Below are 23,069 nucleotides of genomic sequence, written 5' to 3'. Positions count from 1 at the left end.
CTTCCAGGCAGGCGCGGTCGTTTACAGGCCGCGGGTGTTGACGAACAGGGCGTAGAGCGAGGTGGTGGAGGCCATCAGCAGGCGATTGCGCCGTGGGCCGCCAAAGCAGAGGTTGGCGCAGCGTTCAGGCAGGTCGATGTGGCCGATGGCGGTGCCGTCGGGGGCGAAGACGCGGACACCGTCCAGGCCAGGCTCGGACGCGCCCCAGCCGCACCAGAGGTTGCCGTCCACGTCCACGCGCAGGCCATCGGGCAGGCCGCTGCCGGCATCGATGAGTGTGCGGCGGTCGTACAGGTGGTTCTGCGCATCGACCGCATAGGCCACGATCCGGCGCGGGCGGGCGCGGGATTCGACCAGGTAGAGGGTGCGCTCGTCCGGCGAGAAGGCCAGGCCATTGGGGCCTTCGAGGTCTTCGGCGACGCAGTGCAGTTGGCCGTCGGGGTCCAGGCGATAGAGATTGGCAGGCAACTCCGCCATGCCCTGGCGCCCCATGTAGTCGCTGACCAGGCCGAAGGGCGGATCGGTGAACCAGATGCTGTAGTCGCCCTTCACCACGATGTCGTTGGGCGAATTCAGGGGCTTGCCGGCAAATTGGTCGGCCAGCACCGTCAGGCTGCCGTCGTACTCGGTGCGGGTGATGCGGCGCCCGCCGTGCTCGCAGGCCAGCAGTCGGCCCTGGCGATCACGGGTCAGGCCGTTGGCCTGGTGAGCGGGCTGGCGGAAGACGCCGAGGGTCTCGGTGGCTTCGTCCCACCTAAGGATGCGGTCGTTGGGCAGGTCGGTGAACAGCAGGTAACGACCATCGCCGAACCAGACCGGACCTTCGGCCCAGCGCATGCCTGTTGCCAGGCGCTCTACCTTGGCATGGGCCAGCCGATAATGGGCGAAGCGCGGACCCAGTTCGCGTACTGCCGGGTCGGGTACCCGGCGACTCGGTTGCCATTCGATGGCGTCCATGGGCTCTCCTCGGGGAAGCAGGTGGGCTAGGCGTATAGCCGACGCGGGTTGTCGATCAGCACGGCCTGTTGCAGCGCCCGGCTGTCGCAGACCTGCTGCACGAAGTCCAGCAGCTGGCCATCGTCGGGAACCGGACCCTTGATGTTCGGGTGCGGCCAGTCGCTGCCCCAGAGGGCACGCTCCGGCGCGCATTCGAGGAGTTGCCGCACGCGATCCAGGGCCTGGGGCCAGGGGCCGGGCTGACCCTGCATGGCCCGGTCGATACCGGACAGCTTGATCCAGCGATCCGGACGCTGCAGTTCCTTGCGCAGTGCGGCAAAGCCTGCCTCGTCCAGCGGCTGGGTGAGATCGGGGCGAGCCATGTGGTCGATCACCAGCGGCATCTGCAGGGTGCGCCACTGTTCCAGGAAGGGCAGCAGGGTCGGCAGTTCGCCATGGATGAGTACATGCCAGCCCAGGGGAGCGACGCGCTCGGCCAGTCGGCGAAGCTGCTGGGGGTCGCGGCCGCCCGGCAGGTGCCCCATCAGATTGAAGCGGATACCGCACAGACCGCCGTCGTGCAGCGCCTGCAGCTGGGCGTCGCTGGTGTCCTGGTCGATCAGGCCGACGCCGCGATAGTGGCCGTCGCTTTCCGCGATGGCAGCCAGGATGGCGCTGTGGTCGGTGCCATAGGGTGCGGCCTGCACCAGTACGCCGTGGCTGATGCCCAGGCGGCGATGCAGGGCCAGCAGTTCGCTGAAGGGCGCCGGCGCGGGGGTGTAGGCGGCGTTGGCCGGCAAGGGAAAGCGTGCCCAAGGGCCATAGATATGGGTGTGACAATCCCAGGGGCCGGTCAGGGCAGGGGAAGCGTTCATGGTGGCTCCATGGGTCCGGACGAGGGGGCCGGCGCCCAGCCCCAGGGCGGCGGCGGCAAGGGTTGCCTGCTTCAGAAAGCGGCGGCGCGTAGGGGGAACGTGGGCATCGGCCATCGGGCGCTCCAGGGTTGGAAAAGAAAGAACCGGGCGGCCGGTGCCGCCCTGGGCGAGCTAGTCGCAGCGCGCGGTCATGCCGCCGTCGACCACGATCTCGGTCCCGGTGACGAAGCGCGCCTCGTCGCTGGCCAGGTACAGCGCGGCGAAGGCGGTGTCGCGGCCATCACCCATGAAGCCCAGGGGGATGCGCGCCAGGCGCGTATCGAGCAGCTTGCTGACGTCGCCGCCGGTCCGCTGGCCGGCCAGGCGCGCTTCGACCATGGGCGTGTGCAACTGGCCGGGCACCACGGTGTTCACCCGGATGCCCTTGGGCGCGTATTCCACCGCCGTCACCCGTGACAGTTGGATCACGCCGGCCTTGCTGGCGGCATAGGCCACCTGAGCCGAGCCGGTCCAGCGAATGCCCGAGGTGGAAGCGGTGTTGACGATGGCGCCGCTGCCCTGGGCTTCCATCAGTGGCAGGACGTGCTTGCAGGTCAGGTAGACGCTCTTGAGATTAAGGGCGATCTGGGCATCGAAGCGCTCCTCGGCCAGGGCGACGGCGCCGCCGGCGGCCGAACCGCCGACGTTGTTGACCAGGATGTCGACCTGGCCATAGGTGGCTTGACAGGCCTGCACCATGGCCGCCACCGCGTCGCTGTCCGTAACGTCGCAGGCATGAGGGGTCACCTCGCCACCGGTCTCGCGAATGCGCGCCAGGGTTTCTTCGAGCGCGCCGAGGTCGCGGTCCACGGCAAACACCTTGGCGCCGGCCAGGGCGAAGAGGGTGGCTACCGCGCGGCCGTTGCCCCAGCCGGCGGCGACGCAACCGGCACCGGTGACGATGGCGACCTTGCCCTGGAGGCGGTCACTGCGGGGAAATTGGTCGGTCATAAAAGGTTCCTCAGGCAAGGGTGGCGGGCAATTCGGGGGCGACGCCGACGGGTGGCGGAACCTCGAACACCTTGATGGTCATGGAAATCAGCGTGTAGTAGCCGGCGATGCCGACCAGATCGACCGCCGCGTCGTTGCCCAGCTCGGCGACGAAGGCCTGGTAGAGGTCATCGCCCACCTGGCGCTGCTCGTGCAGCTCGCGAACGAAGCGGTAAACGAGCTGCTCGTCGCGACGCTGGAATGCGGGCTCCTCGCCAAGGCGGATCGCCTCGATGACGTCTGGATCCAGCCCGGCCTCCAGGGCGAAGGGTTTGTGCGCAGCCCATTCGTATTCGGCGAGCCAGTGGCGGCCGAGCAGCAGGATGGCCAGCTCGGACAGACGCGGTTCCAGGCAGCTGTCGTAGCGGCAGTAGCGGCCCAGGGCCTGCGCGCAGGCCGCCAGTTCCGGGCGGTGCAGCCAGATGGCCAGGGGGCCGCGGACGCCTTTACGGGGACCGCTGGCGATGCGGTCGTAGATCTCCTGTTGCGCGGCGTTGAGGTGCTGCGGGTCGACGGGGGCGAGACGATGCATGGTGGTGTCCTGTCAGGAGCGCAGGGTGGCAGAGGAGGAGGTGGCGACGGCTTCGGCCTGAGCTTCTGCCTGGGCTTCCCGGATGGCCGCGGCGGAGGGGCGCAGCAGGCTGCGGCCGGGCGCTTTGCCCGTGGCGCGGGTGAAGGCGTCACGGTCGAAGCTGCCCTCCCAGCGGGCGATGGCGAACACCGCGACGGTGTTGCCGACGATGTTGGTCAAGGCCGTGGCGGTGGCCATGATGCGATCAATGCCGAACAGCAGGCCCAGACCGCTCAGCGGCAGGACGTGCACCGACTGCAGGGTGGCCGCCAGCTTGATGAAGGCGCCGCCAGCCACCGTGGTGCCGCCCTTGGAGGTGATGCTCAGGACCGCGAGCAGACCCAGTTGCTGCCAGAGCGAGAAGGGAGTGTCGGTGGCCTGGGCGATGAAGCCAACGGCGATGGCCATGTAGATGGCAGTGCCATCCAGGTTGAAGCTGTAACCGGCCGGTAGCACGAAGCCCACCACCACCTCGTCACAGCCGCTGCGCTTGAGTTTCTCGATCAGGCGCGGGAAGGCCACCTCGCCGGAGGCAGTGCCGAACACCAGCAGGATCTCGTCGCGGATCAGGCGCAACACCGCCATGAACGGCAGGCCGATCGACCAGCTGATGCTGCCCAGCACGCCGAAGACGAAGAACAGCGAGGCGGCGTAGTAGACCGCGATCAGCTTGAGCAGATAGAGCAGGGTGGCGCCGCCATAACTGCCGATGGCGGCGGCCATCGCCCCGAAGGCGCCCAGCGGCGCGAGCTTCATGATGAAGCCGAGCATCTTGAACAGGATGGTCTGGGCTTCGTCGAGGGCGCGTACCGCGATGGACTCGGGGCCACAGGTGCGGTTGATGGCGATGCCCGCCAGCAGCGAGATGAGCAGGACCTGGATGATATCGCCCTTGGCGAAGGCATCGACCAGAGTGTGCGGGATGAGGCTGAGCAGATAGCCCGTCACCGAGATCTCGCCCGCGCTCGACGTCGCCTTGATGGCGGCGGTGGATTCGGCGAGGTTGGTGGCGTGCAGGCCGTTGCCGGGCTGCACGAGATTGACCAGGACGAAGCCGACCAGCATGGCGACGGTGCTGACCACCTCGAAGTACGCCAGGGACTTCATCCCCAGGCGACCCAGCTTGCGCATGTCCTGGACATGGGTGAGGCCGTGGACCAGGGTCACGAAGACGATGGGGGCGAGCATCATCTTCAGGAGGGCGATGAAGGCCTGGCCCAGCGGCTTCATCGCGACTGCCCAACCCGGGGCGGCGAAGCCGACGATGATGGCGGCGACCAGGGCGATCAGCACCTGCACGTGCAGTTTCTTCAACAGAGTCATGGCGTGTCCTCGCCCTGCGGGCGTCGTTGTTCTTGTGATTGGCCGGTAGGGATAGCCAATTCCCCCTACGAGCTATTTGATGCGAGCATAGATAAGTCGCTTTAGGTGGACAAAAACCTTATTTTCATCAGAAGCTATGCTTTGAAAGCATGGGGTTGCCATGGATATTCGCGAGCTTCGCTCCTTCGTCAAGGTCGCTCAGTGCGGCGGCTTCAGCCGCGCTGCGCGAGAACTCTATGTCGCTCAACCCGCGCTCAGCCGGCAGATCGCCAAGCTCGAAGAGCAACTGGGGGTCGAGCTTTTCACCCGCCACGGCAAGGGGGTGGAGCTGACCGCCGCAGGGTCGCGATTGGTCGAGCGGGCCGAGGTAATGCTGCGGTATCTGGAGGAAACCGCCGACCATGTGCGCAGCAGTGCCGAGGAGGAGCGGGGCCACCTGGCGGTGGGCCTGCCACCGGCGATCGGTTCGCTGGTCGGGCCCCAGCTGATCCAGAAGTTTCGTCAGCGTTGGCCCAAGGCCTCACTGCATGCCCTGGAGGGCTTGAGCACCTCGCTGCAGGAGTGGCTGCTGCAGGGGCGCATCGAGGTGGCCGTGGTCTACAACCAGCCGTTGCTGGAAGCCTTCGAGGTGCGGCCGCTGTTCAGCGAGCGGATGGTGCTGGTAGGGCCGCCGGGCGAAGCCAGTCGCTCGCAGCGGCTGTCGGCGCTGGGCGAGGTGCCGCTGATCCTGCCCGGGCTGCCGCACAGCAACAGACGCCTGGTGGAGCAGGTGGCGGCGCAGAACACGGTGCGCCTGAACGTGATCCTGGAGGTGGACAGCGTCGGCCTGACCAAGAAGCTGGTCGCCGCAGGGCAGGGCTATTCGATCCTCGCCCACGCCGCCGTGCAACAGGACATCGACCGCGGCGAACTGGTCGGCCACGAGATCGAGCGACCAGGCATCCGCTCGACGGTGGCCCTGGCGCGGCTGAAGGAACGCCGCAGCAGCCGCCTGGCCCTGAGCTGGGAAAAGATCGTGCTGGAAACCCTGGAGGAGCTGGTCACCGTGGGGCCCTGGAAAGAAGCGGCCCACTGGCTTGGCCATTGAGCGGGCTGGGTGGCCAAGGTGCCTTGCTCGCCGTGGCTAAAGGCTGGCCGCACATCAAAGGGTCTTGGGTCCGTTGGGCGTCTCGATACAAGCCAGCAGGCCAGGGTGCGCAGCGGCCATACACGCTATCGGACCGGAGAATCCGATGGCGTTCAGCTGCTGCCTTATCGAAGCGGGATCGGGATGGGCGATCTCCAGCCGCTGTAACCGACAGCCCCTGTCAATCAGGTGCAGGGCGGGATGCTGGGCGTCGCCCCAGTCGATCAGGCTGGGTAGCATCCCTCCCAGCGGCAAGTGTCCATCGGCATGGATCGATATCTGCCAGGATAGCGTGCCTCTGCTCATCGATTCGATGGTGCCGAAGGTCTGCGTGAGGCTAGCGTCCGCGCGATCAAGCCGCTGGGTCCGCGCGACCCAGTGCGCCAGGCAGGGGGCAGTCCGAGGCGCCAGATCATCCAGGCCAAACCATCGGGGTCTGGTCGGCGCCGGAGCGTCGGGGTCCGGGGCGATGACCTCCAGATAGCAGTCGCCCAGGCGCAGCAAAAGGTTATGGGTACCCATGCGCGGATGCTTGCCGCCTGGCTGCATCACTACCCCGAGTCGTTCTTCGACGTACTGGGCGCCTGCGGCGAGCGTCGGGGCCACGACGACCAGATGATCCAGGCTGGCACGTCTCATGGGTGCGACTCCTGAGTGGGTGAGGTGCGAGCACAAAAGGGGCGGCAGGGTCCGTTTGGCGTTCACCGGCCAGGCCTGGGTCACGATGGCAGCCACCGCGGAACGCGGTGGGTTGCCCTGGCGGTTCCATTCAGGGCCGTGGGTCTTCGTCAATTGGCTCGTCCGGCATGGGCTTTGGCGATTGCCACGCCGGCTTCTCGTGAACTCGCTCATCGAAGGCACGGCGCGCGGCGCGGAAGTCTTCGACGTTCTCGATGACCCAGGTCCAGATGGGCGTCATCCGGATCAGCAGACTCAGGCCCAGCGGCGTCAATTCGTATTCGACCCGGGGCGGGACTTCGTCGAAGTCGTGGCGCAGCAGCAGGCCGTCACGTTCGAGGGCGCGCAGGGTCTTGGTCAGCATCCGCTGGGTGATGCCCGAGAGTTGCCGCGCCAGCTCGGCATGCCGCATGACGCCATAGACCCCAAGCGCATGCAGGACCCCCAGGGACCAGCGACTGCCCGCATGGGTCAGCACCTCCCGGCGTACGCCGTCTTCGTCCCGCCTGAGCGTCTGGCAGATGGCTTCGGACTGTCGGAGGATCTCCAGATCGGTCATCTCGTCCCCTGGTATCACGCGTGTGCCTTCTTCTGAGCGCCGCTGGCGTCTGCCAGCATTCGCTCATCTTACACCTGACGTCAGGAGGCATGATGACTGCCCAATTCCCTACCGCTACCCAATCCATTCTCGTACTCGGCGCCGGCGAACTCGGTCTGCCGGTGCTGCGCAATCTCGCCCGGCTCTCCGGGCAAAAGCCGGGCTCGCGGATCAGCGTGCTGCTGCGCCAGGCCACGCTCGACAGCCAGGAGCCTGGCAAGAAAAGGGAGATAGACGAGCTGCGCGCGCTCGGCGTCGAGCTGGTTGCTGCCGACCTGGTCAGGGATTCCATCGAGCAGCTGGCGGCGGTCTTCGCCCAATTCGATACCGTCGTCGGTTGTGCCGGCATGGTGGCAGGACGGGAAACCCCCATGAAACTGGCGCGTGCAGCACTCGCCTCCGGCGTGAAACGCTACTTTCCCTGGCAATTCGGGGTGGACTACGACGTCATCGGTCGGGGCAGTCCCCAGGACCTGTTCGATGCGCAACTCGAGGTGCGAGAATTGCTGCGCGCCCAGCGCCAGACCGAGTGGGTGATCATCTCCACCGGGATGTTCACCAGCTTCCTGTTCGAACCCGTGTTCGGGGTGGTCGACCTCGTAACGGATACCGTGAATGCACTGGGCAGCCTGGATACCTGCGTGACCCTGACCACCCCTGACGACATCGGCAGGCTGACCGCCGAGATCGTCTTCTTCGAGCCACGTTTCTGCAATGAAATCGTCTATCTCGCGGGTGACACCCTGGCCTATGGCGAGCTGGCCGAGCTGCTGGAGCGGGTATTGAAGCGTCCCTTCAAAACCAATGTCTGGTCGGTTCCCTACCTGGTGGACGCCATGGAGCAGGAGTCCGACGAGGATGCCAAGCACATCAAGAAGTACCGTGCCGTCTTCGCCCAGGGCCGCGGCGTCGCCTGGCCGATGGAAACCACCTTCAATGCCCGGCACGGATTCGCGGTGACCAGCGCAGAGCAGTGGGCGCTGGAGCACCTGGGCGAGGCCGGGCGGGCCGAGTGAGCCTGGCCGGGCCGGGACGTAGCCCGGTCAGGTAGGGCGGTGCCCCCGCTGTACTACCGGGCTCAACCAGTCTTCAGTAATGGGCAGGAGTGACACCACGGAGCGGAAGGATGGCCTCCCGGGCGGAGATGTTGCCCCGAGACATCACGTCAGTCCGCCAGGATCACTCCCACACGCCGCCCTGATCTTCCCGGCCAATTCCAGCAGCACCCCGGCATAGCGCTCCTCGATCTCCGCCTCCGACAACGGGGTGGCCAGGCTGATGTTGAGGGCATGGGTGCGATAGCCGGGGAGGCCGAGGGGGGTGGCGATGGCGACCACTTCGGGTTGCCAGGCAGCCAGGCAATAGCCCTTGCTGCGGACGCTGGCGAGGGCGGCGCGGATCTCCTGTTCCAGTGGCGCCCGGCGTGCCTCGCAGCGGCGGGCGCAGAAGGTGGCGATCAGCGTTTCGCGCTGGGCTTCGCCCAGGCCGGCGAGGCAGGCGCGGCCCAGGGAGGTGATGTCCATCGGCAGGCGCTGGCCGACCAGGACGTTGCGCGGGGTCTTGCGTTGACTCAGGCGAATCGACTCCAGGTAGATCATTTCGTCGCGGTCCGCCGCCGCCAGACTGACGTTGACCTGGTGCTCCCGCGCCACCTTGATCATCAGCGGCGAGGCGGCCTGCAGGAGGCTGCTGCCCTGGTGCATGGCATGGGCCAGGCCGAGAAAGGTCGGCGCCAGGCGATAGGCGCTGCGGCCGCCGTCGTAGTCCAGAAAGCCGGTACGCACCAGGGTCTGGGTCAGGCGGCTGACGGTGGACTTGGCCAGGCCGAGGAGGTCGCTGAGGTCGCCATTGGTGAGGTATTCGGTGCCCGGACGAAAAGCCCGTAGGACATCCAGGCCACGCTCCAGCGAGCGATTGGCCGGCGCCTTGCCCTGGCCAGGCATGTCGGCGGCGTTCGGCTCGGCGATGGCGTGTTCCATCTGGTGGAATGGCTGCGTTGTCATGACAGGTCTCCTCGCGCAGATTGATTTCAAGCCTGGCGCAGATCCGGGCAGCCAATCAACCCAAGAATAAGAGAGAGGCCTCCCATGACGACAGCTCCCGAATCCTCGACCCCCATCGAGCTGACGGTGACCCAGGGCATCGCCACCCTGACGCTCAACCGCCCCGAAGCGCGCAATGCCATCAGTGACGACATGCGCACCCTGCTGATCGAGCACCTGGAGCGCATCGCCGCCGACAGCGCGATCAAGGCGCTGATCCTGACCGGTACCGGCAAGGGCTTCTGCGCCGGCGGCGACATCAAGGGCATGCAGGCGCGCATGAGTGCGCCGGCCGGTTCGGTGGCCTTCAACGGCTGGAAGCGCCAGCAACGGGTTCACCATGCCGTTTCGCTGCTGCACAACCTGCCCAAGCCGACCATCGCCGCGGTCAACGGCGCCGCCACCGGGCTGGGCTGCGACATGGCGCTGAGCTGCGACTTTATCATCGCGTCCGAGCAGGCGTCCTTCGCCATGAGCTACATCGCCCGCGGCCTCATCCCCGACGGTGGTGGCCTCTACTTCCTGCCACGGCGGGTCGGCCTGAGCCGGGCCAAGGAGCTGATCTTCACCGGTCGCACCGTCGCGCCGGGCGAAGCCGAGCGCATCAACATGATCGACCGGGTGGTGCCCCACGATGCTCTGCTGCCAGCGGCCCAGGACTGGGCGCTGCAACTGTCCGCCGGTTCCGCCACGGCGCTGGGGCTGAGCAAGTCGATCCTCAACAATACCTTCGAACTGACCCAGGGCCAGATCTCGGCCATGGGCAGCCAGGCCCAGGGCATCTGCTACACCTCCAGCGAACACCAGGAGTCGGTCGCCGCCTTCCTGGCGCGCAAGAGCAATGGTGGCCAACGATGAGCGCCCTCGACCGTCTGCTCAGTCCGGCCAGCGTCGCCGTCATCGGCGCCTCGGGCGACGCCCGCAAGACCTCCGGCCGGCCCATCGCCTTCCTACGCAAGCATGGCTTCCAGGGACGCCTCTATCCGGTCAATCCGCGCTACGAGGAGATCGACGGCCTGCGCTGCTATCCCTCTATCGCCGAGTTGCCCGAGGTGCCGGACGTGGCGGTCATCCTGCTGGGTGCCGAACGTGCCAATCAGGCGGTGGCCGAACTGGCGGCGCTGGGCTGTGCGGCGGCCATCGTGCTGGCCGGCGGCTATGGCGAAACCGGGGAGAGCGGCATCCGCCGCCAGGCGGAACTCCAGGCCGCGCGCGGCGGCATGCGTATCCTCGGCCCCAATACCATCGGCCTGGTCAACGTCAGCGAGCGCATCACCCTGTCCGCCAGTGGCGCCCTGGACATGGACGCCCTGCTGCCGGGCAGGGTGGCCCTGGTCTCCCAGAGCGGCGGCATCCTCGGTGCCTTGCTCTCTCGCGGCGTGGCGGCCGGCATCGGCTTTTCCAAGCTGATCTCCACCAGCAACGAGGTGGATCTGGACGTCGCCGACTTCGTCGACCATCTGGCCGGCGATCCGGCCACCGCGGTGATCGCCCTCTACCTCGAAGGGCTGCGCGACACCGCCAGGTTCACCAGCGCCGTGGGCCGGGCCCGCGCCGCTGGCAAGCCGGTGGTGGTGTTCAAGGTCGGCCGCTCGGAAGCCGGCGCCAGCGCCGCGGCCTCCCATACCGGCGCCCTGGCTGGCTCGGACGATCTCTATTCGGCCTATTTCCGCCAGCTCGGGGTGATCCGCGCCGAGACCTTCGCCGACCTGCTGGACATTCCCTTCGCCCTGGCCAGTGGCCGGGTCATGCAGGGCACCCGGGTAGCCATCCTGACCTCCACCGGTGGCGCCGGTACCCTGATCGCCGACAACCTGGGCGTCAACGGCTTCCAGACCCCGCCGCCCGGCGCAGAGACGGCGGCGCGACTGCGCGCCCTGGACGTCGGCGACCAGGCGGTGCTCGACCGCAATCCCATCGACCTGACCCTGGCGGGTCTGCAACCGGAGGTGATGCGTGGCGCCATCAGCATCCTGCTGGACAGCCCCGACTATGACGCGGTGATCAGCGTGGTGGGTTCCTCCGGGGTGGCCCAGCCGCACCTGATGGCGGATGCCATCCGCGACAGCCTGGCCCATTCGACTAAGCCGGTGCTGGCCTATATCAGCCCCCATGCGCCGGCGGCGGCGCAGCGCATCAACGGTTCGGGCGGGGTGGCCTTCAGCGCTCCCGAAAGTTGTGCCGGAGCGCTCAAGGCGCTGGCCTTGCAAGGCAGCTATGCAAGGCAGCGCCCGGGGCAGCTCGGCGCCGCTCCCTCGGCCGAGTCGGTGGCTCTGGCGGACCTGCAACCCGGCCCGCTGGACGAGGCGCGCAGCAAGCAGCTCTACGAGACCTTCGGCATTCCGGTGACCCGCGAGCGGGTAGTGGGCGATGCGCGTCAGGCCGAGGCGGCGGCCCGCGAACTGGGCGGCGAGGTGGTACTCAAGGTGCTCTCGGCGCGCATCCCGCACAAGAGCGAGGTGGGCGGCGTGGCCCTGCGGCAGCGACCCGAGGGGATCGGTGCACGTCTTGAGCGGATGCGCGACGAGGTGACCACCCAGGTCGGCTTCGATCCCGAGGCCTTCCTGGTGCAGGAAATGGTCAGCGGCGGCGAGGAGCTGATCCTCGGCTTCACCCGTGATCCGCAACTGGGCCCGGCGCTGCTGCTGGGCATGGGCGGGGTGACGGCCGAACTGTTCCAGGACACCACGCTGCGCCTGCTGCCGGTGACCCTGGAGGATGCCCGGGAGATGCTCGCCGAATTGCGTACCTACCCCTTGCTGGACGGCTTCCGCGGCCGACCCAAGGCCGACGTCGAGGCGGCGGCGCACTGCATCGTGGCGTTCTCCGACATGGCCCTGCGCCTGGGCGAGCGCCTGCAGGAAGCCGAGATCAATCCGCTGCTGGTCAGGCCGCAAGGGCAGGGCGTGGTCGCCCTCGACGGTCTCACCGTGCTGAGCTGAAGCGGCGCTGTTCCACAGGGTGGAACAGCGCCATTGCCGCCCAGGTTCACCCTTGCATAATCCAAGAACGCTTCATTTCTGACTCATAACAATAAGTAGGTCACTATGAACAGCTTCCAGATCAATCGCCCATGGTGTGCATCCCTACCGTCAGACGCCGTCGCGTCGTTCATGAGTCCTGAACCCGACGCCACGTCCTCGAACCGGGAGTAACGCCATGTCCGCCGTACTGAAGAACGCCAGCCCTCGCGAGCCGATCGGCAGCATCGCCCCGGCGCCCACCGTGATTTCCTTTCGCAACGTCGCCAAGGCCTTTACCGTCAAGGGCGTGGCGAAACAGGCTTCCCACAGCATCAACGTCGACATCCAGCAGGGCCAGGTGGTGACCATCGTCGGTCCCTCCGGGTGCGGCAAGTCCACCCTGCTCAACATGGTGGCCGGCCTGTTCGCCCCCACCGAGGGCCAGGTGCTCTACACCGGCCAGCCGGTCAAGGGCATCAACGGCCGCACCGGCTACATGACCCAGAGCGATCACCTGCTGCCCTGGCGCGACGTGGTCGGCAACATCGCCGTGCCCCTGGAGATCCGCGGCGTGGGCAAGACCGAACGCCAGGCACGCATCCGCGAGCTGGTGGCCCTGGTCGGCCTGGAAGGCCACGAAAAGGCTTACCCGAGCCAGCTTTCCGGGGGCATGCGCAAGCGCGCCGCGCTGGCCCGGCTGCTGGCCTACGATCCCGAGACCCTGCTGATGGACGAGCCCTTCGCGGCGCTCGATGCCCAGCTGCGCATGCGCATGCAGACCGAGCTGTTCAAGCTCAGTCGCCAACTCAAGAAGACCGTGCTGTTCGTCACCCACGACCTGGACGAGGCGGTGGCCCTGGGCGATCGCTGCCTGATCTTCTCCGGCCGTCCCGGCACCATCGTGCGCGACGTGACCATCCCCCTGGGCGACGAGCGCAACATCCTGCAGCTGCGCAAGGACCCGCGTTACCACCAGCTCTGCGGTGACCTCTGGGAATTCATCACCCCGAGCCAAGACGCCTGAGCGGCCCACCCCTGGAGAATCCTGCTATGAACATCTTTCTCGGCCGCGTCGCCATTTTCGCCGTCATCCTGCTGTCCTGGCAGTTCGCCTCGGGACCGCTGGTGGATCCCTTCTTCGTCAGCTCGCCCAGCGAGATCGGCGGCCGCTTCGTCGAGCTGGTCGCCAGCGGGCGGTTGTTCGCCCACGGCTGGATCACTGTCGTCGAGACCCTGGCCGGCTTCTTCTGCGGCGCCTGCGCCGGGATCAGCGTCGGCCTGCTGCTGGGCCGCAACGAGACCCTGGCCAAGCTGCTCGATCCCATCCTGATCTCCATCTACAGCCTGCCCAAGGTGGCCCTGGCGCCGCTGTTCATCATGTGGTTCGGCATCGGCATCGAGATGAAGATCATCCTGACCGCCACCATCGTGTTCTTCCTGGTGTTCCTCAACACCTACAGCGGCGTGCGCGCGGTGGAGCGCGAGCAGTTGGAGATCCTGCGGCTGATGGGCGCCAAGGAACATCACCTGATCGGCAAGGTGGTGCTGCCCTCGGCCATCCAGTGGGTGTTCACCGGGCTCAAGCTGTCGGTGCCCTATGCGCTGATCGGCGCCATCGTCGGCGAGATCATGGCGGCCAACCGCGGCCTGGGCTACCTGCTGCAGGACGCCGCCGGCCAGCTGGACACCGCCGGGGTCTTCGCCGCGCTGCTGGCGATCATCTTCCTGGCGCTGCTGCTGCAGGCGGCGGTGCGCAAGCTGGAAACCGCGCTGATGCCCTGGAAGAAGGAGCAGGACGCCCGCGAACTCTCGATCTGAATGCTCCCGTTACCCATTACAAGAAGAAGAGAGGTCTTTGCCATGTCGTTCAAGCGTCTGTTTTCCGCCCTTGGCCTGAGTGCCGCGCTGCTGGCTGCCACTCCTGCCGTGCAGGCCGATGAAGCGGTCAAGGTGGCCATAGGTACCGAAGGCTTCGTGCACATGCCGCTGTTCGTGGCGCTGGATGCTGGGCTGTTCAAGAAGCACGGGCTGGACGTCAGCCTGGTCAAGTTCAAGGGTGGCGGCGCCGCCGCCTCCGGGCTGGTCAGCCGCTCGGTGGAGTTCTGTTCCTGCGCCATCCAGAACGCCATCAACGCCAAGGTGAAGGGCGCCGACGTGACCCTGCTGGGGCGCATGGTCGGCCAGTATGCGAGCAACGTGGTGATCCGCCAGGAGGTGGCCGACCGCCTGGGGCTGAACGCCAACTCCACCGTCGAGCAGCGCCTGGCCGCCTTCAAGGGGCTACGCCTAGCGGTCAGCGGTACTGGCGGCAGCGCCGACTTCCTGGTGCGCTTCCTCGGTCAGGAAGCCAAGCTGCAGTCGGAGAAGGATTTCACCCTGCTGTACCTGAACAATGGCGGCGCCATGCTGGCCGCCTTTGCCCAGGGCCGCATCGACGGCTTCGCGCTGTCGTCGCCGGCGTCGGACAGCGCGGTGATCGAGCAGCAGGGCTTCACCCTGCTGGACATGTCCGAGGGCCAGGTAAAGGCCCTGGACGGCTATCCTTCCATCGCCCTGAGCGCTCGCCGCGAGTGGTCGCAGGAGCATCCGGACACGGTCAAGGCCTTTCTTGCCGCGCTCAACGACGCCACCCAGCTGATCAGCCAGCATCCGGACGAGGCCGCCAAGGCCGTGCGCACCCGCTTCGAGGGCGTCAACGACGAGGTCTATGCCGCCGCCTGGAAGAACAACCGCAAGTCCTTCCCCGCGACGCCCTATCTCACCGATGAGGACGTCCAGCGCGCCATTACCTTCCTGGGCCAGATCCAGAACACCCAGATCCCCGGTACCGCCGCCGACTACCTGACGCAGGTGCGCTGAGCCGCACGCTTCCTTCCATCCCCCTGGTACGCCGCGAGTGGCCAGGGTTCGGTAGAGACCTCCTATGCACAGGCATCATGACAAGCCGATCCTGGCGGCAGGGCTGGGTATTGCCCTGCTGTCGCCCCTGACCTATGCCGAGGGCTTCCTCGAAGACAGCAAGGCCACCCTGGAACTACGTAACTTCTACATGAATCGCGACTTTCGCGACGGCAGCGGCCAGTCCAAGCGCGAGGAGTGGGGCCAGGGCTTCATCCTCAAGTACGAATCCGGCTTTACCCAGGGCACCCTTGGCTTCGGCCTGGACGCCCTGGGCCTGTTGGGGTTGAAGCTCGATTCGGGCCGTGGCCGCACTGGCACCGGTCTGCTGCCGGTAGACGACGAGGGCCGCGCGCCCGGCGAGTACGCCAAGGCCGGGGCGACCTTCAAGGCGCGTCTCTCCAAGAGTGAGTTGCGGATCGGCACCCTGGTACCGCGCTGGCCGACCCTGGTCACCAACAATGGCCGCCTGCTGCCCCAGACCTTCGAGGGCAGCCAGTTCGAATTCAAGGAGATCAAGGGGCTGACCCTGACCGGTGCCAACATCCAGCGCACGGTCTATCGCGACAGTTCCGGGGCCGACGGCCTTTCGCTGAACAACAAGAATCGCCGTTTCAGCGGCTCCCTCGAGGGGGATGATTTCAATGTCGTCGGCGCCCTCTACCGCTTCGGCACCACCACCGATGTGAGCGCCCAGTACGCCGTGCTGGAAGATGTCTATCGCCAGCGCTTTCTCGGCCTGACCGACCGCCGCAAGGGCGACTGGGGCGCCTTCCTCACCGAGGTGCGGCTGTTCGACAGCGACGACGAGGGTCGCGCCCGCGGCGGACGCATCAACAACCGCGCCTTCAGCGCCCTGGGTACCTACAAGCGCGCCGGCCACTCCCTGGGCCTGGGCTATCAGAAGATGTCGGGCTCGACGGCCTTTCCCTACGTCAATGGCACCGACCCCTATCTGGTCAACTTCGTCCAGGTGGGCGATTTCGCCGAGACCAATGAGCGCTCCTGGCAGGCGCGCTACGACTACGACCTCGGCCAGCTGGGTATCCCCGGCCTGAACTTCATGACGCGCTTCGTACGCGGCAGCCAGGCCGAACTGCGCGGCGGCGCGTCCGGCGGCGAACGGGAACTGGATGTGGAGCTGCAATACGTGCTGCATGGCGGCTCGCTCAAGGGCCTGAACCTGCGCCTGCGCAGCGCCACCTACCGTTCCGATTTCTCGCGGGACGCCAATGACGTCCGCGTCATCGCCAGCTATCCGCTGTCGCTGCTCTGACCCTTCGGGAGACCCTACATGACCACCGTAACCCTGCAACGGATCGACGCCCTGGGCGTCATCACCCTGGACCATCCACCGGTCAATGCCCTGTCCCGCGCGGCGCGTGCGGGGCTCCTGGCTCGGCTGCAGGAGGCCCTGGCCGATGACGGGATCCAGACGCTGGTGATCACCTGCGCCGGGCGGACCTTCGTCGCCGGCGCCGACCTCCGCGAATTCGACCTGCCGCTGCAGGAGCCCCATCTGCCGGATGTGCTGGCGGCCCTCGAAGCCTCGCCCAAGCCGGTGATCGCCGCGCTGCATGGCGCGGTATTGGGCGGTGGGCTGGAGTTGGCATTGGCCTGTCATTACCGGGTCGCGGCGAGCGCTACCACCTTCGCCTTGCCAGAAGTCAGCCTGGGCTTGATCCCGGGCGCGGGCGGCACCCAGCGCCTGCCGCGCCTGGTTGGCGCGCCCCTGGCGCTGGACATGATCGTGGGCGGCACGCGCCTGGATGCCAGCGCGGCGCTTGGCGCGGGGCTGATCGATGGTCTGGGCGAGGATGAACCACTGGCCCTGGCCCAGGGCTTTCTGCGTGATCATCCTCCCTTGTCGCCACGGCCGACGGCGGTCCAGACGGTACCCCCGTTCGACCCCGACGCCTTCGAGGCCCAGGCCCGCGGGCTGCTGCGCAAGCTGCCGGGCCAGGAGGCACCGGTGCTGGCGCTGGACGCCTTGCGCGGTGCCTGGCAGCTGCCGCTGTCCGCCGCCTTGCAGCGCGAGCGTGAGCTGTTCGTTGCCCGGCGCGAGTCCGCCCAGGCCCGGGCGCTGCGCCAGGTGTTCTTCGCCGAGCGCGCCTTGGCGGGTCGTAATCGCGCCCTGGCCAAGGCGGCGCCTCCCGTAGCGTTGCGGCAGGTGGCGGTGATCGGCGCGGGGCTGATGGGCACCGGTATCGCCCTCTGCCTGGCCAACGCCGGCCTGGCTACCGTCCTGATCGATACCCAGCCCCAGGCCCTGGAGCGAGGCCGCGCCACGATCGACGGCTATTTCTCCGGGGCCCTGGCCAAGGGCCGCCTGACGGCGGATCAGGCCAGCGCGCGCGCCGCCCTGATCCGCTGTGAGGCGACCCTGGACGCGGTAGCCGACGCCGATCTGATCATCGAGGCGGTATTCGAGGATCTGGCGGTCAAGCAGGAGGTCTTTCGTCAGCTCGATCGCCTGGCCAAGCCTGGCGCCATCCTGGCCACCAACACCTCCTATCTCGACATCGATGCCATCGCCGGGATGACCGGCCGGCCAGAGGCGGTGATCGGCATGCACTTCTTCAGTCCGGCCCAGGTGATGAAGCTCCTGGAGGTGGTTCGCACCCGCGCGGTCGAGCCTGCCGTACTGGCCACTGCCCTGCAGCTGGGCGAGCGCCTGGGCAAGACTACGCTGGCGGTGGTCAACTGCCATGGCTTCGTCGGCAATCGCCTGCTGGCGGTACGCGAACGCGAGGCGACCCTGCTGGTGGAAGAGGGCGCAGCACCCGAACAGGTCGACCGGGTGCTGCGTGAATTCGGCTTTCCCATGGGCCCCTTCGAGCTGCGTGACCTGGCCGGAATCGACATCGCCTGGCGCAATCGCCAGGGGCGGGGTGAATCCCTCAGCCCTGCCGAGCGGGCCTGCGACCTGATCGAGCAGCTGCACGCCCGCGGCCGTCTTGGCCAGAAGTCCGGCGCCGGCTACTACCGCTATGAGCCGGGTCAGCGCCAGGGCCAGGCGGATCTCCTGGTCGCCGGGTTGCTCGCCGCCCACCGTCAGCGCCGGGGTATCACCCCGCGCAGCCACAGTGATACGGAGATCCTTGAACGCTGCCTGTTCGTGATGATCAACGAGGCAGCCTGGCTGTTGGAGGAGGGCATCGTCGAACAGCCGGTCGACATCGATCTGGTCTGGCTGCACGGCTACGGCTTTCCGCGCTATCGCGGCGGGCTGCTGTACCACGCCGACGAGTGTGGGCTGGAGCGGATCGTCAGTACCCTGGAAGGCTGGTCCGCCGCCCTGGCCGAGCGCGGGACGCGAATCTCTCCGCGGCTCAGGCAGCTGGCGGCCGAGGGCCGGACATTTCTGGACCTGTGAGTCGAAGGCAGCACCCTCAGCGACGCTGCATATCCGAGAGCGCCCGGTTCTTTGACCTTTCGTTCGCGGGCACCTAGGGTCAGGCGGGGCGCATTCGTCTGACGATTGCGCTTCTTCGGAATACCAATTCAGGCAATGGGAGTGTCAGATGTCTTTTGCTCGTTCGGCCTTGGCCAACCGCTTTTCCGCTCTAGTGCTTACCGCAGCGACCGCCACCCTGGCGTTGCCCTTGGCCGCCGCGCCGGGCGTCGAGGGTTCCCTGTCTGCCGTCCAGGGCGATGCCCGGGTCACCAAGGCGCTGGACGCGCTGCGCGCCGATGACGGCCGCACCTTCACGGAACAGAAGCATATCGCCCAGATTCCCGCGCCGCCGTTCAAGGAAAAGGTGCGCGCTGATTATTACCTCAAGCGATTCCAGGAGCTAGGTCTCAAGGACGCCAGCATCGCCCCGGAAGGCTATGTGATCGCCACCCGCAAGGGCAGTGGCCAGGGTCCGCAGCTGGTGGTCTCGGCGCACCTGGATACGGTGTTCCCCGAGGGCACCGACCTGACCCTCAAGGAAAAGGACGGCAAGACCTATGGCCCTGGCATCGGCGATGACGCCCGGGGCCTGGCGGCGCTGCTGTCGGTGATCGACGCCCTGAACAAGAGTGGCATCGAGACCGTGGGCGACCTGATCTTCGTCGGTACCGTGGGCGAGGAGGAGCTGGGCAACCTGCGCGGGGTGAAGGCCCTGTTCAAGGATCGCCAGGGCATCGACGGCTTCATCTCGGTGGACGGCATCGACGTGCGGCGGATCGTCAATCGCGGCACCGGCAGCCACCGCTACGAGATGACCTTCAAGGGCCCGGGTGGCCACAGCTTCGCCGAATTCGGTCGACCCAGCGCCATCCACGCCATGGGTCGCGCCATCGCCAAGATCGCCGAGGTGCGTCCGCCCAAGGAGCCCAAGACCACCTTTACCGTGGGCACGGTGCAGGGCGGCACCTCGGTCAATGCCATCGCCGGCGAAGCGCGCCTGACCCTGGACATGAGATCCAACGAGGAGGCCGCGCTGCTGGCCGAAGAGAAGGAGATCCTGGCCCTGGTGCAGGACGCGGTGAAGGAGGAGAACAAGCGCTGGGATACCGATCAGATCTCGGTCGACATCAAGCTGATCGGTGATCGTCCGGCCGGTGGCACGGCGGAGGATTCGCCCATGGTACAGACGGCGCAGCGCGCCATCGCCGCCGTGACCAACGGCGCCAAGGTCACTCTGAGCGGTGGCAGCACCGACTCCAACACCGCCATGTCCCTGGGCGTGCCGGCCATGACCATCAGCGGCGGCGGGGAGGGCGGCAGTGCCCACTCGCTGGCGGAGTGGTACAAGCCGGTGGATGCCTACCAGGGGCCGCAGAACGTGCTGCTGACCAGCCTGACCCTGGTCGGCGTCAAGGGCGTCAGCGAGCCGGTGCTGCAGGCTCACGGCAAGTAGCGGCAGGCAAAACCTGGCGTCCGCAACGGACGCCAGGTACGGATAGCTACGCGGCAGCCGGTTTCAATTTCAGGCAGGCCAGGGAGCTGACCAGGATGGCCAGGCCGGACAGCGGGTACAACAGGGTCGAAGGCACCAGGGGGATGAGCACGCCCGCCAGCAGCGGCCCCACGCTGGCACCCACGTCGCGCCACATGGCGTTGGAGGCCAGCGCCGGCAGCCGGGCCTGGCCGGGATGGCGGGTGGCGACCAGGGTCACCACCAGGGGGATCTGCAGGGCGCGCAGGATCAGTACTCCGCCGGCGCCGAGGATCAGCCAGTGGAAGCCGAAGGCGATCAGGAACAGCGCGGTCAGCGTCGAGCAGACCACCAGCATGGGCGCCGCGCCATAGCGATCCGCCGCCCGACCGCCGAGTGGGCTGAGCAGCATGTCGGACACATAGCGCAGCGCCATCAGCAGCCCGGCCACCAGCACGGCATCGCCGCCCAGTACCGCCTGGGAAAAGGCCGACAGGCCAAAGATGAACAGGCCGTCCAGGGTCACGCCCTCGATGAAGGACCAGGTGACGATGCGATCCGGCCAGCGCAGGCGCCGCCCGGGCGCCGGCAATTCGTGACCGGCGCGCGGCAGCCCCAGGGCCAGCAGCAGCCCGATCAGGCAGAGACCGCTGCTCAGCAGCAGCACCGCGCGCGGCCCGTATTGCAGGGTGAGCCAGGCACCCGCGGACAGGGCGAGCATGGGGCCGATGGCGATCAGCGCCCGGGAGGTGCCGGTGCGCCGGGCGGCGCCGGCCGGGTCGGCGGTGGCCAGTACCTGGGTGGACAGGTTGAAGGTGGCGAAACTCAGGCCCCAGGCCAGGCGTAGCCCCAGTAGCGCCCAGAAACCCGAGAGGTTGGCGTTGCCCAGGGCGCAGAGCGCGGCCACCGCGGCGGCCACCACCAGGCTGCGCCGATCCCCGCAGCGGGCATAGAGCTGCACCACATAGCGATAGCCGACGATGCGGATCACCCGGTTGGCGGCCAGCAGGATGCCGGCTTCGATCAGGGTGATGCCGAAGACCGGGGCGTACATGGGCAGGACGAGGTAGAGCAGCACGTCGCTGGGCAGGCAGCAGGCGAGGACGATGGCCGCGCGCCGGGAGGCCTGGTCGACGGACCGGGAAGAGGTCATGCGCGAAAGATTCCTGTGGACGAGGTGACGTCCAGCCCTTCGGTCGGCAGCTGGACAGCGGGTTGCACGGGCGGCATTGCCGGACAGGCGCCTGGCAGAGGCCGTGGCTGCAACGAGACTGTCATTATCTCTTCTTTTGCAAGAGGTGTCCGCCAGGCGAAGCGGCTGAACTAACCCCGGGCGCGCGCAATCCTTTTCAGTGCGTCTTGCGTTGCGCAGTGGCTGCCCGGCCCTGCCACGTCCCGTCTAGAAAAGGAGTCGTCAGTGACCGTAGCTGCCCACCATTACCACCCTGTCCGGCCCGGCCCGCTGCACGCGCTGCTGCTGGCCGGCTCCGTCCCGCTGTTCATCGGCGGCCTGCTCAGCGATATCGCCTACTACCAGACGATGCAGATCCAGTGGGCCAACTTCGCCGCCTGGCTGATCGCCGGGGCGCTGTTGCTGTCCGGGCTGGCCCTGCTGTTCGCCCTCGGCAATCTGTTCGGCGCGCGCTTCCGCGGTCGCCGGCCGGCGGCCTATTTCCTCCTGCTGCTGCTGGCCTGGGCGCTGGGGCTGGTCAATGCCTTCGAACACGCCAAGGACGCCTGGGCGGTGATGCCCGCCGGGCTGATCCTCTCGGTGGTGGTCTCGGTGCTGAGCCTGGTGGCCGCCTGGATCGCGCTCTCCAATCTGCGTTCGGAGGTGGTCCGATGAGCACTCCAAGAGCCTTGAGCGTCCTTGGTCTGGCCGTGCTGCTGGCCGCCTGCGGCAACGAAGGCGGTGCCGACACCCAGGCGCGCGGACCCGATCCCAAGCTGCCCGAACCCCAGCGCGGCCTCCTGCCGAGCATGAAGATCGCCGAACCGGCCCCCTGGGGCGATCGCACGCCCACCGTGCCCCAGGGCTACACCATCACCGCCATCGCCACTGACCTGCGCATTCCGCGGCAGATGCTGGTGCTGCCCAATGGCGACATCCTGGTGGCCGAGGGCCGCGGCGGCAACGCGCCCAAGCTGAAGCCCAAGGATGTCATCGCCGGCTACATCAAGGCCCAGGGCAACACCCAGGTGAAGGGTGGCAATCGCCTGACCCTGCTGCGCGATGCCGACGGCGATGGCAAGTACGAACTCAAGACCGTGTTCGCCGAGAATCTCAACGCGCCCTATGGCCTGGCCTTCGCCAATGGCCGGATCTACGTGGCCAACCAGGACGCCCTGGTCAGCTTTCCCTACCAGGACGGCCAGACCCAGGCCAGCGGCGCGCCGGACAAGCTGGTCGATCTGCCGGCGGCGATCAATCACCACTGGACCAAGTCCCTCGCCGCGAGCGCCGATGGTCGCTACCTCTATGTGGGCATCGGCTCCAACAGCAACGTCGGCGAGCGCGGCATGGATGTCGAGGTGGACCGTGCGGTGATCTGGCAGATCGATGCTCAAAGCGGCGCGCACAAGAGCTATGCCACCGGGGTGCGCAATCCCACCGCCCTGGCCATCCAGCCCGACAGCGGCCAGCTGTGGGCGGTGGCCAACGAGCGCGACGAAATCGGCCCGGACCTGGTGCCGGACTACCTGACCTCCATCCGAGAGGGCGGCTTCTATGGCTGGCCCTACAGCTACTGGGGGCAGAACGTCGACACCCGCGCCCAGCCGCAGAATCCGGCCAAGGTGGCCGCGGCCATCAAGCCTGACTACAGCCTGGGTTCTCACGTCGCCGCCCTGGGCGTGACCTTTGCCACCGCGGCGGTGGGCGGTCAGTTCACCAACGGCGTTTTCGTCGGCGAACACGGCAGCTGGAACCGCGACAAGTCTGTGGGCTACCGCGTGGTCTTCGTGCCCTTCCAGCAGGGCCGTCCGGCCGGCGAGCCCATCGACTTCGCCACCGGATTCTTTGGCGACGATGGCAAGACCCGCGGCCGACCGGTCGGGGTGGCGGTGGACCAACGTGGCGGCGTGATCATCGCCGACGACCTGGCCAACACCGTCTGGCGGGTGACGCGCACCCAGTAAGGGGGGTGACGATCCGGTTGCCGT

21 protein-coding genes and 1 pseudogene are annotated in these 23,069 nt (G+C 67.4%); 12 read left to right on the top strand and 10 right to left on the bottom strand.

Annotated elements, in window-relative coordinates; all coding sequences use genetic code 11:
* Window positions 1-21: 21 nt before the first annotated feature.
* The 6 genes and pseudogenes from AABM56_RS12775 to AABM56_RS12755 form a co-directional block, all read right to left on the bottom strand.
* Window positions 22-957 carry an SMP-30/gluconolactonase/LRE family protein gene (locus tag AABM56_RS12775; protein ID WP_347883308.1) on the bottom strand — a complete coding sequence of 312 codons (936 nt, stop codon included), beginning with the start codon at window positions 955-957 and terminating at the stop codon, window positions 22-24.
* Between the two features lie 26 nt (window positions 958-983).
* Window positions 984-1,811 (bottom strand): amidohydrolase family protein, encoded by an 828-nt coding sequence (locus AABM56_RS12770; RefSeq protein WP_347883307.1) that lies wholly within the window; start codon window positions 1,809-1,811, stop codon window positions 984-986.
* 24 nt (window positions 1,812-1,835) lie between these two features.
* A pseudogene (locus AABM56_RS23120) lies at window positions 1,836-1,925 on the bottom strand (twin-arginine translocation signal domain-containing protein); the annotation flags it as partial.
* Between the two features lie 57 nt (window positions 1,926-1,982).
* Window positions 1,983-2,801 carry an SDR family NAD(P)-dependent oxidoreductase gene (locus AABM56_RS12765; RefSeq protein WP_347883306.1) on the bottom strand — a complete coding sequence of 273 codons (819 nt, stop codon included), beginning with the start codon at window positions 2,799-2,801 and terminating at the stop codon, window positions 1,983-1,985.
* Window positions 2,802-2,811: 10 nt separating this feature from the next.
* Window positions 2,812-3,372, bottom strand: coding sequence for a carboxymuconolactone decarboxylase family protein (locus AABM56_RS12760; protein ID WP_271655053.1), 561 nt, complete (start codon window positions 3,370-3,372; stop codon window positions 2,812-2,814).
* Window positions 3,373-3,384: 12 nt separating this feature from the next.
* Entirely contained in the window at window positions 3,385-4,734 is a 1,350-nt protein-coding gene (locus AABM56_RS12755) for a cation:dicarboxylase symporter family transporter (protein ID WP_347883305.1), read from the bottom strand.
* A gap of 160 nt (window positions 4,735-4,894) precedes the next feature.
* Between AABM56_RS12755 and AABM56_RS12750 the strand changes: the two genes are divergently transcribed.
* The gene (locus AABM56_RS12750; RefSeq protein WP_347883304.1) at window positions 4,895-5,821 is read left to right on the top strand and encodes a LysR substrate-binding domain-containing protein; all 927 of its coding nucleotides are present in this window, start codon (window positions 4,895-4,897) and stop codon (window positions 5,819-5,821) included.
* 54 nt (window positions 5,822-5,875) lie between these two features.
* Here AABM56_RS12750 and AABM56_RS12745 read toward each other — a convergent pair whose 3' ends face one another.
* Complete coding sequence (locus tag AABM56_RS12745) at window positions 5,876-6,499, bottom strand: VOC family protein (RefSeq protein ID WP_347883303.1); 624 nt, start codon at window positions 6,497-6,499, stop codon at window positions 5,876-5,878.
* Between the two features lie 130 nt (window positions 6,500-6,629).
* Window positions 6,630-7,097: a helix-turn-helix domain-containing protein gene (locus tag AABM56_RS12740; RefSeq protein ID WP_347883302.1), complete on the bottom strand. Its 468-nt coding sequence runs from the start codon at window positions 7,095-7,097 to the stop codon at window positions 6,630-6,632.
* A 92-nt stretch (window positions 7,098-7,189) separates the two neighbouring features.
* Here AABM56_RS12740 and AABM56_RS12735 point away from each other — a divergent pair, with 92 nt between their 5' ends.
* On the top strand, window positions 7,190-8,152 hold the full coding sequence (locus AABM56_RS12735) for an aromatic alcohol reductase (protein WP_347883301.1): 963 nt from the start codon (window positions 7,190-7,192) through the stop codon (window positions 8,150-8,152).
* A gap of 144 nt (window positions 8,153-8,296) precedes the next feature.
* Here the strand turns inward: AABM56_RS12735 and AABM56_RS12730 are convergent, their stop codons facing one another.
* Window positions 8,297-9,139 (bottom strand): IclR family transcriptional regulator, encoded by an 843-nt coding sequence (locus tag AABM56_RS12730; protein WP_347883300.1) that lies wholly within the window; start codon window positions 9,137-9,139, stop codon window positions 8,297-8,299.
* 84 nt (window positions 9,140-9,223) lie between these two features.
* On the opposite strand from AABM56_RS12730, the gene AABM56_RS12725 reads away from it, so the two are divergent.
* From AABM56_RS12725 to AABM56_RS12690, 8 genes are all read left to right on the top strand, one after another.
* Window positions 9,224-10,036 (top strand): enoyl-CoA hydratase/isomerase family protein, encoded by an 813-nt coding sequence (locus AABM56_RS12725; RefSeq protein WP_160922619.1) that lies wholly within the window; start codon window positions 9,224-9,226, stop codon window positions 10,034-10,036.
* Window positions 10,033-12,120: an acetate--CoA ligase family protein gene (locus AABM56_RS12720; protein ID WP_347883299.1), complete on the top strand. Its 2,088-nt coding sequence runs from the start codon at window positions 10,033-10,035 to the stop codon at window positions 12,118-12,120. The genes AABM56_RS12725 and AABM56_RS12720 overlap by 4 nt, the downstream gene beginning before the upstream one ends.
* Before the next feature lie 217 nt (window positions 12,121-12,337).
* Window positions 12,338-13,165, top strand: a complete 828-nt coding sequence (locus AABM56_RS12715; protein ID WP_133860769.1) for an ABC transporter ATP-binding protein — start codon at window positions 12,338-12,340, stop codon at window positions 13,163-13,165.
* A gap of 26 nt (window positions 13,166-13,191) precedes the next feature.
* On the top strand, window positions 13,192-13,959 hold the full coding sequence (locus AABM56_RS12710) for an ABC transporter permease (RefSeq protein ID WP_017641233.1): 768 nt from the start codon (window positions 13,192-13,194) through the stop codon (window positions 13,957-13,959).
* 42 nt (window positions 13,960-14,001) lie between these two features.
* Window positions 14,002-15,000 carry an ABC transporter substrate-binding protein gene (locus AABM56_RS12705; protein ID WP_133860768.1) on the top strand — a complete coding sequence of 333 codons (999 nt, stop codon included), beginning with the start codon at window positions 14,002-14,004 and terminating at the stop codon, window positions 14,998-15,000.
* Between the two features lie 64 nt (window positions 15,001-15,064).
* Window positions 15,065-16,315 carry an OprD family porin gene (locus AABM56_RS12700; RefSeq protein WP_347883298.1) on the top strand — a complete coding sequence of 417 codons (1,251 nt, stop codon included), beginning with the start codon at window positions 15,065-15,067 and terminating at the stop codon, window positions 16,313-16,315.
* Between the two features lie 18 nt (window positions 16,316-16,333).
* Window positions 16,334-18,415 (top strand): 3-hydroxyacyl-CoA dehydrogenase NAD-binding domain-containing protein, encoded by a 2,082-nt coding sequence (locus tag AABM56_RS12695; RefSeq protein ID WP_347883297.1) that lies wholly within the window; start codon window positions 16,334-16,336, stop codon window positions 18,413-18,415.
* A gap of 148 nt (window positions 18,416-18,563) precedes the next feature.
* Window positions 18,564-19,889, top strand: coding sequence for a M20/M25/M40 family metallo-hydrolase (locus AABM56_RS12690; RefSeq protein WP_133860765.1), 1,326 nt, complete (start codon window positions 18,564-18,566; stop codon window positions 19,887-19,889).
* A 46-nt stretch (window positions 19,890-19,935) separates the two neighbouring features.
* Here AABM56_RS12690 and AABM56_RS12685 read toward each other — a convergent pair whose 3' ends face one another.
* Window positions 19,936-21,060, bottom strand: a complete 1,125-nt coding sequence (locus AABM56_RS12685) for an MFS transporter (RefSeq protein WP_133860764.1) — start codon at window positions 21,058-21,060, stop codon at window positions 19,936-19,938.
* 264 nt (window positions 21,061-21,324) lie between these two features.
* Between AABM56_RS12685 and AABM56_RS12680 the strand changes: the two genes are divergently transcribed.
* Window positions 21,325-21,753, top strand: a complete 429-nt coding sequence (locus AABM56_RS12680; protein ID WP_017641227.1) for a DUF2231 domain-containing protein — start codon at window positions 21,325-21,327, stop codon at window positions 21,751-21,753.
* Window positions 21,750-23,045 (top strand): sorbosone dehydrogenase family protein, encoded by a 1,296-nt coding sequence (locus AABM56_RS12675; RefSeq protein ID WP_347883296.1) that lies wholly within the window; start codon window positions 21,750-21,752, stop codon window positions 23,043-23,045. Before AABM56_RS12680 ends, AABM56_RS12675 begins: the two co-directional genes overlap by 4 nt.
* Window positions 23,046-23,069: the final 24 nt, after the last annotated feature.

The organism is Pseudomonas aestiva (assembly GCF_039908605.1).
Classification (GTDB): domain Bacteria; phylum Pseudomonadota; class Gammaproteobacteria; order Pseudomonadales; family Pseudomonadaceae; genus Chryseomonas; species Chryseomonas aestiva.
The sequence above is the reverse complement of the archived record's forward strand: the minus strand, read 5'-3'. Positions and strand labels throughout refer to the sequence as shown.